Here is a 10,222-nt window from a genome sequence, read left to right as displayed (position 1 = left end):
TCGGTCGGTCGCGGGTTCGAGTTCCCCCCCCCCCCCCACCGGGGGGCGGGCCCGATCTATGCTCCTGGTGCCTCGCCGCCGTCCGTGGCGCGGCCTGGGCGGGGGGACGGGTCAAGTGGGGGTACCGACGCTGCTGGTCTCGCTGAGCAGGGCGAACGCCTACCGGGACATCGGGGCGGCAGTGGCGGCGGCACCGCACGGCGCGGTGGTCGTCGTGGAGCCGGGCCGCTACGACGGGCAGATCGTCGTGCGGTCGAAGGCCGTCACGATCCGGGCGGCGGTGCCGGGCGGGCCGCCGGTGCTGGTGGAGAGCGGCACCGCCGCGCCCGTCGTCTACTGCGAGGACGCGCAGGTCGTGCTCCAGGGGCTGACGCTGCGGACGTGGAGCGCCGACGCGCCGGCGACGGTGTCGGCGCTCCGCGCCGCCCTGACGGTCGAGTCCTGCGTCGTCACCGGGCAGGCCTTCAACGCCGTGCTCTGCGAGCGGAGCACCGCGCACGTGCGGATGTGCGACGTCAGCGGGATGCGTCGGGGCGTGGCGTTCGTCGACGGCAGCGGGATCGTCGAGAACTGCCGGCTGTGGGACCTCGACGAGTACGCGGTGCTGTCCAAACGGGACAGCCGGCCCACCGTGCGGCACTGTCACGTCCGGGACACCGACCGGGGCTTCGATGCCTTCGAGGGCGGTGGCGGCACCGTCGAGGACTGCCACTTCACGGGCGTACGCGTCGGGGCCGTCACGGCGGGCGGCCGTTCCCGGCCGACGGTGCGGCGGTGCCGGGTCTCCGACGGACGCGGCAGCGGGCTGGTGTTCAGCGGGTCCGCCGGCGGGCTGGTCGAGGAGTGCGAGCTGACGGACCTGGAGGGCTGCGGCGTCGAGGTCACCGGCGGCGCCGAGCCCGACGTGCGTCGCTGCCGGATCGAGGGCGTCGGCCGCAACGGCATCTACGTCAGCGGTGCGCGTGGCACGTTCACCGACTGCGACGTGACGGCCAGCCGGCTGCCCGCGATCGCCGTGGTCGACGGGGCGGCGCCGCTGGTGCGCGGCGGCGTCCTGCGCCGGTCGCGGGAGGACGCCCTGCTGGTCCGGGCCACCTCCGGCCGGTACACCGGCGTGCGGATCGAGGCTCCGGGCCGCTACGGGGTGATCGTGCAGGGCGGCGACCCCACCCTGACGGACCTGACGGTCGATGGTGGCGAGGCGGGAGTGGTGCTCGACGGCACCGTCGAGGCCGACGTGCGCCTCGACGGCGCCACCATCCGGGGCGCGACGGGCAGCGGGATCGCCGCCGGGGGAGCGGGCCGGCTCACCGGTACGAACGTCCGGGTGGAGAACGCCCCGGTGGGGCTGGTCGGCACCGACGCGATCGCGGTCACCCTCACCGACGCGGTGTTCTCCGGCGGCACCGTCGGTGTGACCGGGGCGGGCGAGGCCGCCCTGCACCTCACCGGCAGCACGGTCACCGGGACCACCGGTTCCGGGATGCTGCTGCGGGAGCAGTCCCGGCTGACCCTGCGGGCCAGCACGCTGCGCGCCTGCGGCGGGGACGGCGTGCAGGTGGAGACCGACGCCCCGGTGCTGGTCGACCGGTGCGAGTTCGTCGACGTGGCCGGCGAGTCCGTCCGGGGCGCCGACCGCGCGCGGGTGTCGGTGACCGCCCCGGAACAGCCGACCGCCCAGGTCGTGCCCGCTCCCGGGGACCGGGCCGGCTCCGCCGACGAGGCAGGCATGCCCGCCCGTCCGGCGTCGGCCAACGTCGACGTCGACGCTGTGCTGGCGGAGTTGGACGGCATGATCGGCCTGGCCGCGGTCAAGCGGGACGTGCGGACGCTGATCCAGCTCATCCGCGTCGGCGAACAGCGCCGTAGGGCCAACCTGCCGGTGCCGCCGGTGAGCCGGCACCTCGTCTTCGCCGGGTCACCTGGCACCGGGAAGACGACCGTCGCGCGGATCTACGGGCGGCTGCTCGCGCAGCTCGGCGTCCTCGCCAAGGGGCAGGTCGTCGAGGTGGCGCGGGTCGACCTGGTGGGCGAGTACCTGGGCAGCACCTCGCTGAAGACCGCCGCGGCCTTCGAGCGGGCCCTCGGCGGGGTGCTCTTCGTCGACGAGGCGTACGCGCTGGCCCGCACGTTCGGCACGAACTCGGACTTCGGGCTGGAGGCGATCGACACGCTGGTGAAGCTGATGGAGGACCACCGGGACGAGACGGTCGTCATCGTCGCCGGCTACTCCGAGGAGATGGTGCAGTTCCTGGCCACCAACCCCGGCCTCGCGTCCCGGTTCACCAAGACCATCGAGTTCGTCGACTACACCCCCGACGAGCTGCTCGCCATCATCTCCGCGCTGGCCGGGCAGCACGGCTACGACCTGACCGCGCCGACGGCCGACGCCCTGCTGGACCGGCTCGTCGAGGCCGTCCGCGACCCGGTGTTGGGCAACGGCCGGGGCGCGCGGAAGCTGTTCAACGCCATGATCGAACGGCAGGCGGGACGGCTCGCGGACGTGGCGGCGCCGACCGCCGAGCAACTGCGTACGCTGCTGCCGCAGGACATCCCCGCCGCCGACGACTGAGCGCGAACCGCCGCTCGTTCGCGGTATCGGTGCCGCGCGGCGAGCTTCCCGGCCCCGGGGCGCGGCGACACGGCGGCGATCACGCCTGCATCGAGATGTCGAAGGCGGCGTCGCGGACGTCGGCGACCGGGTGCCCGCGCAGCAGGTGCAGCACGTCGCGCCAGGGAGCGGACCAGCCGAACGCCCTGCCGCCGCCGGCCAGTGCCACCGCGAGCAGGCCGGTGGTGGCCTCGCCCCGGGCGGCGAGGGCGCGGGCCGTGTCGAGTGTCGGCTCGGCGTCCAGGGCCGTCGGGGAGGCGGTGCGCTGGGCGAGGAGGTGGGCGAGCCGGGCGGCGAGCGCCGGTCGGCCCGCCACCAGCTCCGCGATCGTGAGGACCTCGGCGGTGAGCTGCGCCGACGTCGTGTCCCTCAGCGGCAGCGCGCTGGTCAGCAGGGTGCCCGCCTGGGCCACGTACGCGCGGTGCCGGCCCAACTCCGCCGCCGCCCGCCGGACCGGCGCCGGGTCGGCCAGTGGCCCGAGCGTCCAGGCCGCCGTGGCCACGATGTCGTCGATGCGCCGACGGGCGGGGCGGTCCCCGGCGGGGCCACCGAGGTCCGCGTCGGCGCCGTCGATCCGGACGAGGGCGTCCAGCACGGCGACGGGCACCTCCCGTTCGGGGCGGTCCGGGTGACGGAGCACCGCGGTCAGCATCGGGCGTACCGACTGCCAGTCGTACTGCCCGCCCAGGTCGGTGAGCGCCGCCGTGAGCAGGTCGGTGAGGTCGGGCGCCCAGGGCAGCCAGTGCACGAGCCGGGGCCAGGCCAGCCGGCTGAGCTCCCGGTCGGGGCTCGCGCAGGCCCGGGCGACGAGGGCGGCGTAACGGGGGCGATCCGGTGCGGCGATTCCGCCGGGCGGGGTCGCCAGCACGGCCAGCGATTCCTCCCGGCTCCCGACGATCGCCTCTTCGAGGATCGGCCAGCTCTCCGGCGCGTGCAGCCGCTGCCGGGCGGCGTCGACGATCGCGGCCCGTACGTCGCGGTGCTGGCCGGGCTGGCGCCACGCCGACACCAGCTCCGCCATCGCCTCCGGGGGACCGAAGCGGCCGAGCAGCCGGACCGCCTGCTTGCGGCTGGTCACCTTGCCCCGCCCCAGGGCGACGCCGGACAGCGGGGCCACCAGGTCGGCCGGGCGGGTGAAGCGGACGGCGCGGGTGGCGGCGTACAGGGCGACCCTGGCCCGATCGTCGTCGGCGTGCGACAGCAGCAGCGGCAGCGCCTCGGCGGGCCGGTCGGTCCACGGCAGCGACTCCAGGGCCGCCTCGGCCAGGGTGACGTTCGGCGAGCCGACGTGGCGCAGCACCAGCTCCCGCCCGGCGTCGGGCACCCGCGCGGCGGCCCGTACGGCGGCGGCCCGGTGGTGCAGCGGGGTGCCGGCGTCGGCGGCGAGGCGCGCCTGCAGCCGCACGAACGCCTCCTGCTGGCGGGGCAGCCACCGCTCGACGTGCACCGGCCGGCCCGGGATCCAGCGGGTGCCGGCAGTGAGGAAGGCCCCCCTCGGCGGGTGACGCAGCACCCGGTCGAGCAGGTCGGTACGTCGGGCGCTGACGGTCCGCCACACCGTCGGGAGGGTGACGGTGGAGCTGTCGGAGTCCAGCACGTACGCCACGCGCTGCGCCCGGGTCCTCGGGTCGGCCAGCCACAGCTCGACGGCCTCCCGCACGACGGCGGCGACGGTGCCGGGGGTCGTCGCGCGGCGCAGCAGCTCCTGGAGTTCGGGCAGCTGCCAGGCCCGCCGCCCAAGGGCCCGGGTCACCGCGAACAACGCGGTGAACTGCCCCCGGGCCACACCGACCTCGACCCATCCGCGCAGCCGGGCGAAGACCAGCGTCTCCTGGCCGCGCCGCAGCGTCTCGTCGAACCGCCCGAGCGGCGGCAGCCGGTGCCCGCCGAAGAGCCGGTCGAGGGTGTCCAGCGCCCACCGCAGCAGGGCCGGCTCGTCGACGTGCCGACCCAGCACCCGGGCGGCGAGGGTGCCGAGCGCGGCGAGGGTGCGCGTCGACGCGTCGCGGGTGGTCGTGGCGTCGACGGCGATCCGGGTCAGCGCCTCGACGGCGTCCGCGCGCAGCAACGGGGCCAGGTTCGCCAGCTCCGTCAGCGCAACGGCCCGGACCGGGTCCTGCTCGTTGCGCAGCCGATCCAGCCTGGTCACGGCCTCGGCCGCCGCTGCGGGGTGGCGGCTGCGCCGGGCGGCGGCCAGGAGCAGCTGGTACGCGACGGCCCGGTCGTGCGCGTCGGCGGCGCGCAGGGCGGGGGTGAGCGCCGCCGACGCCGCCGGCCAGGGCAGCAGGGCGCTCCACGACCGCACCTGCGCCTCGTCGTGGCGGACGTCGTCGAGGGCGAGCACCCGGCGTGCCTCCCGCTCCCGCCAGTCGTGCGGCAGCACCTCCATCAGCGACGCGTCGGGGATCAGGGTGGCCGTCTCGACGTCGGCGAACACGGCGTCGTACAGGTCGCCCCGGCGCGCCGGGGGTAACGCCCCCAACAGCCGGTCCAGGGCGTTGTTGTGGCCGCGTACCCGCCGGCCCAGCGCGACCAGGTCCGCCTGCGGCAGCCGGGCGAGCCGACGCAGCAGCGCCGGGGGCAGCCACTGGTAGCCCACCCAGTCCGCGCGGGACGGCGCGGTCAGCAGGGCCAGCACCCGTCGCGGCGCCGGCGCGGCGAGCGGCCCGTAGTACGCGAGGTCGCCGGGGAGGTGCCCGGTGGGCGCGTACCGTTCGAGCAGCGTCAGCGCGCGCTCCGGGCGTCGCCGGCCGGCGACCAGGACCCTCTTGCCGTGCACCGTCCACCAGCGGTCCCGTTCGGCGGGCTGGAGGTGGGGCAGCGCCGACTCGGCGTGGTCGAGCACCACGTCGCCGTGGCGACAGGCCAGGCAGACCGAGCCCGGCAACGCGTGTTCGACGACCGGCAGCAGCCGGCGGACGGTGTCCGCCCCGCAGGCGGGCAGCAGGGCGACCGCCTCGACGGCCCCGAAGCGCCCCAGCACGCCGTCGACCAGGTCGTCGGCGGCCCCCGGCCGGTGCAGGTGCCGCAGCGACCGGTAGACCAGGTGGCGCAGGTCGGCCGGCGCGTCCCGGACGAGTGCGCGCAGCTCGTCGCCGGCGAGCCAGCCGGCGCGCAGGCCCGCCTTCACGGCGACCGCGCGGATCGTGCCGTGCCGGTCGCCGAGCGCCGCCCGCACCGCCGCGTGGTCGCCGACGATCTCGGCGGCGGTGACGGCCAGGAACCGGTGGTACGACGATGCCTCGGCGCGCAGGTCCGCCAGGATCTCCGGCAGCTCGCCCGTGGCGGCCGTCTCGCGGGCGCGGCGGGCGAGCGTCGCCATCCGCTCCCGGTGGGCCAGCGCATCCAGTTCGCCGAGCAGCCGTCGTGTTGATCTCCGCACGCCGACCATTGTGGCGGTCGCCGGGCCGCCCCGCCGACCCGTCATCCGCCCGGCGCCTGCCGACGACCATCGGCCTGCCGGTCCACCGGTCCACCGGTCGGCTGGCGGTCGCCCGGCCGCCGGTCCATCGGTGCGCCGGCCCACCGGGCGGCCGGCGGTGGTGGCCCGACGTGGCCGGTTCGCGCCGGGGCGGCCCGCGCCGACGGGTCCGGTCAACGGCCGGCGGGCGGTGCGACGGCGCGCAGCGGGGTGGTGGTGGCGATCGCAACGCCGACCGCCGCGAGCAGCACCAGCGACGCGAGGCTGGGCAGCGCGGCGGTCGCCGGAGCCGCGAGCGCCACCACCAGCAGCCCGAGCATCCGTCGCCGGCAGAACCGGCCCGTCGCGCGTCGCCAGATCAGCTGGTCGGCGGCGAGGAAGACGAGCACGCCGCCGTGCAGGGCGGCGTGTCCCAGCGACGCCAGCGGCGCGCCCGGCCGCTGGGCCGCCTGGGCCAGCGCCGTCGTCAGGCCGAGGGCGACCAGGATCAGACCGGCGACCGTCAGCAGGTGCAGGTAGGTGTAGGCGTCCCGGGCCAGGGCCGCGCCGCGCGGGCCGGTCGACACCTGCGACATTCGCCGGTCGAGGACGCGGTCGGTGCCGACGTACGTCCACCACAGGGCGGCGAGCAGGGTGACGATCAACGCGACGGTGACCAGGGACGCCGCTGAGATCGGCGTGTCGGCCAGCGCGACGCCGGTGGAGATGAACCCCTCCCCGAGGGCGACGAGCACGACGAGGTTGTACCGGTGCGGCCACTGCTCGATCGAGCGGATCCCCTGGTCGCGGGCGCCGGTCAGGTAGCCGCCCGCCAGGTCCACCACCACCGCGGCCGTCCAGCACACCGCGCTGACCGGCGGGATGGGCCGGCCGATCGGGGGGAAAGGCCAGCGTCGCCCCCACCAGCAGCGCCAGCGCCGCCGCGGTGGGTACGGCGGCCCGGGCCGCCTGGGCACGCAGCACCGGATCGCCCCTCGAGACCCGGAAGAGCATGGCGAGGTGCAGCACCCGCAGCGCCACATAGCAGGCCACCACGATCAGTGGGCCGGAAAGCCCACCGGGAACGCGGCTGAACGCCTGCGGGATGGCGACGCCGAGCACGAAGGTCAACGCGGCCGCCGCCAGCACCGCCGCCCGCAGCAGGGTGGTGTCGCGGAGGGCCACGCTCTCCAGCCAGGCGTACAGGCACCAGGACCACCAGAGCAGGGCCAGGACACCGAGTCCCTGGGCCAGCCCCGCCGGGGACGGCTGGCGGGTCACCAGGACGGTGATCTGGATGAACGCGTAGACGAAGACCAGGTCGAGGAACAGTTCCAGGCGTGTCACCGCGCCCGGGCCGGGCTGGATCCGCCCGGACACCGCGGCGCGGATCCGCCCGGCCCCGACGCGCTCATCGCCACCCGCCCACTCTCCCAACCGGCGGGCGGGCGCCACGCGGGATCGCCGAAGCGCGCCCGGTGCGTCCGGGGAGCCGCCGGGCGTGCAGGTCGTCGACCGCCGCGCGGGTCCGCCGTACCGTCGGAGGGCCTGCGGCTGCCGCCGGCTGCCCGGGGACGGGCGCCTTGCCGGCGTCTGCCATGCTCGGGCCGGTGACGACCGGTCGCCCCACCACCCCCCGCACCCACCGCCGCGTCCGCAGCCGCCGCACCCGGATCGTGCTCGTCTCCGGCGCGGTCGCGGTGGTCCTCGCCGTCGCCGTCCTCGTCGTCGCGGTGGTGGTGCCGCTGGTGCGGCCGGCGGGGCCGCGACCGCTGTTCCAGCTTCCCGTCGCGTGCGGGGAGACGTGGCAACTGGGCACCTATCCCGGTCACGACGACTACGACGTGGACCTGTTCCCGACCGAGGGCAGGGCGTGGGGGCGGCCGGTGCTCGCGTCCTACGCGGGGGAGGTCACCGTGGCGGGGATCAACGGATCGCTCGGCGGCCGTACGCCCGAGGACCCGGACGGGCCGCGTGGCCGCGGCGGCGGCTACTGGGTGAAGATCGACCACGGCGGCAAGTGGGAGACGCAGTACCTGCACCTGCTCGAACCGCCCCTGGTCCGGGTCGGTCAGCGGGTCGCCCAGGGCGAGCAGATCGGGCGGGTCGGCAGCACCGGCAACTCCGGGGCGCCGCACCTGCACTACGAGCAGCGCCGGGGCTGGGAGAAGGTCGAGGCGCACTTCGACGGGGTGCCGTCGGGCATCACCCACGACGACACCGAGTACACGGTCAGGCGCAAGAGCAACAACTGCGTGCCCGGATGACCGACGCCGCCGGTCGGCGGCGGGTGGTCAGTGGCTGCCGGCCGCGTCCGTGTCGTAGGTGTCGTGGTGGGGGAATTCGTTGACGTAGCGCTGCCGGCCCAGCGGCGTGAGGTCGAGGTAGTTGTACGTGTTCAGCAGCGGGTCGAGGCCGCGGCCGTAGACGGAGTAGGTGTGCAGGATCCGGTCGCCGTCGCGGACGAAGACGCTCAGGCCGTGGGCCTCGCCCTGCAAATGGTGGGTGAGGCCCTGGGCCGCCAGGGTCTCGGCGTCCTTGTAGTTGTATTCCACCGGCGCGACGGCCGGGTCCATGGTGACGTGGAAGTCGTAGTTGAAGTCGCTGCCGTGCGAGGAGTACCAGGGAAAGCGCCAGCCCATCCGGCTCTTGAATGCCGCGAGGGTCGTGAACGGCGCGCGGGAGACCACGGCGAGCGTCGTGTCACTGGCGTGCAGGTGCGTGAGGTGCCCGAAGTTGTCGACCAGCAGCGAGCAGCTCGTGCATCCCTCGGCCCATTCCGGGTCGAACATGAAATGGTAGACGATCAACTGTCGTCGTCCCTCGAACATGTCCGCCAGCCGGACGGCGCCGGCGGGGCCGGTGAAGGAGTAGTCCTTCTCGACGGCGACTGCCGGCAGTTGGCGCCGGAGCGCGGTGACCCTGTCCCGCAGGCGGGTGATCTCCTTTTCGCGGTCGAGCAGTTCCTTGCGGGCGTCGACCCACTCGTCCCGGGACACGACCTTCGTTTCAATCATGGACGACACGCCTTTCCGCTGGAGCGCCTGGCCCATTCTTGTCGGGCCGTACGCAATCACACCAGCCTTCGCCCCGTGTCGTGGGATTCCCATTTCGGTGACCGTTCCGGCGATTCGCTCCCACCGGTGGCGCAATTGCGCAGGTCGGCCGGTTCGCCATCGATGCCGACCGGTCCGCATGCCGGGAAACGGCGCCGGCGTGAGCCGGTGAAGTGCGCACTATCGAATAAGGCCGCGTGTCGCATTCGTCGCCGAGGCTCGACGACGGGGAGCCGCCCGCACCCGGCCCTCCGGCGGTCGGGGGCGACGGCTCGCCGGCCCCGGCGATACGGTGTGGCGCGTGGACGAGTCGAACATCGGGGCCTTGCGGGCCGTCACGGTCGACGGAGTGGCCCTGGCCTATCGCGTCGCCGGCGACTCGACCGACCCACCCATGGTGCTGCTGCACGGCCTCGGCGAGGACGAACGCGACTGGCACGGCGTCCTGGCCGCGCTCGCCGCCAGGCACCGGGTGTACGCGCTGGACCTGCGCGGCCACGGCCGCAGCGACCACCCCGGCCGGTACTCGCTCGAGTCGATGCGCGACGACCTCATCGGGTTCCTCGACGCGGTGGGGGTCGAGCGGTGCGTGGTGATCGGCCACTCTATGGGTGGGGCCGTGGCGATCCTGCTCGCCGAGGCCGCCCCGCACCGACTCACCCACCTGATCCTGGAGGACGTGGCAGCACCCCGACCGGGCGCTCTCGAACGGCCGCCCCTGCCCCCGCCGGACGCGCCCACGCCGTTCGACTTCGCCGCCGTCAACGCCATCCGCGCCCAGCTCAACGACCCCGACCCGGCCTGGTGGGACCGTACCGACGCCGTCCACGTGCCGACCCTGGTGGTCGGCGGCGGCCCGGACAGCCCCATCCCGCAGCAGCTGCTCGCGGAGATGGTCGACCGGATGCCAGACGCCACCCTCGTCACGATCCCGGCCGGGCACGACGTGCACGCCAGCCGGCCGGCGGAGTTCCTGGCCGCGGTCGACGGCTTCCTCGCCGCCCGCGCCCGGCACTGAACCGCCCGACCTGTGGCGTCCGCCCGCCGAGGCCCGCAGCCGGCGAGCGGTCCGGCGCTGCCCCGCCGGACCGGCACGGAGACCGCACTAGTCTTGCCCGACGGGTCCGGGTCGAAGGGGGCAGGCGTGATGGGGGA

Annotated in this window: 6 protein-coding genes and 1 pseudogene; 3 read left to right on the top strand and 4 right to left on the bottom strand. The window is 75.4% G+C overall.

What is annotated here, in order from left to right; genetic code table 11:
* The first annotated feature begins 115 nt into the window (after positions 1-115).
* Positions 116-2,572 carry a right-handed parallel beta-helix repeat-containing protein gene (locus AB0B83_RS05825; RefSeq protein ID WP_357577174.1) on the top strand — a complete coding sequence of 819 codons (2,457 nt, stop codon included), beginning with the start codon at positions 116-118 and terminating at the stop codon, positions 2,570-2,572.
* Positions 2,573-2,651: 79 nt separating this feature from the next.
* Here AB0B83_RS05825 and AB0B83_RS05820 read toward each other — a convergent pair whose 3' ends face one another.
* The 3 genes and pseudogenes from AB0B83_RS05820 to AB0B83_RS05810 form a co-directional block, all read right to left on the bottom strand.
* A complete protein-coding gene (locus tag AB0B83_RS05820; RefSeq protein ID WP_357577182.1) occupies positions 2,652-6,002 on the bottom strand; it encodes a hypothetical protein in 3,351 nt (1,116 codons plus the stop codon).
* A 203-nt stretch (positions 6,003-6,205) separates the two neighbouring features.
* The gene (locus AB0B83_RS05815) at positions 6,206-6,877 is read right to left on the bottom strand and encodes a low temperature requirement protein A (RefSeq protein ID WP_357577181.1); all 672 of its coding nucleotides are present in this window, start codon (positions 6,875-6,877) and stop codon (positions 6,206-6,208) included.
* A 103-nt stretch (positions 6,878-6,980) separates the two neighbouring features.
* A pseudogene (locus tag AB0B83_RS05810) lies at positions 6,981-7,358 on the bottom strand (low temperature requirement protein A); the annotation flags it as partial.
* 251 nt (positions 7,359-7,609) lie between these two features.
* On the opposite strand from AB0B83_RS05810, the gene AB0B83_RS05805 reads away from it, so the two are divergent.
* Positions 7,610-8,278, top strand: a complete 669-nt coding sequence (locus AB0B83_RS05805) for a M23 family metallopeptidase (RefSeq protein WP_357577180.1) — start codon at positions 7,610-7,612, stop codon at positions 8,276-8,278.
* Positions 8,279-8,305: 27 nt separating this feature from the next.
* Here the strand turns inward: AB0B83_RS05805 and AB0B83_RS05800 are convergent, their stop codons facing one another.
* A complete protein-coding gene (locus AB0B83_RS05800; RefSeq protein WP_357577173.1) occupies positions 8,306-9,028 on the bottom strand; it encodes a DUF899 domain-containing protein in 723 nt (240 codons plus the stop codon).
* Between the two features lie 433 nt (positions 9,029-9,461).
* Between AB0B83_RS05800 and AB0B83_RS05795 the strand changes: the two genes are divergently transcribed.
* Positions 9,462-10,085, top strand: a complete 624-nt coding sequence (locus AB0B83_RS05795) for an alpha/beta fold hydrolase (protein ID WP_357577179.1) — start codon at positions 9,462-9,464, stop codon at positions 10,083-10,085.
* Positions 10,086-10,222: the final 137 nt, after the last annotated feature.

The organism is Micromonospora sp. NPDC049060 (genome assembly GCF_040649055.1).
Lineage (GTDB): Bacteria > Actinomycetota > Actinomycetes > Mycobacteriales > Micromonosporaceae > Micromonospora > Micromonospora reichwaldensis.
The sequence above is the reverse complement of the archived record's forward strand: the minus strand, read 5'-3'. Positions and strand labels throughout refer to the sequence as shown.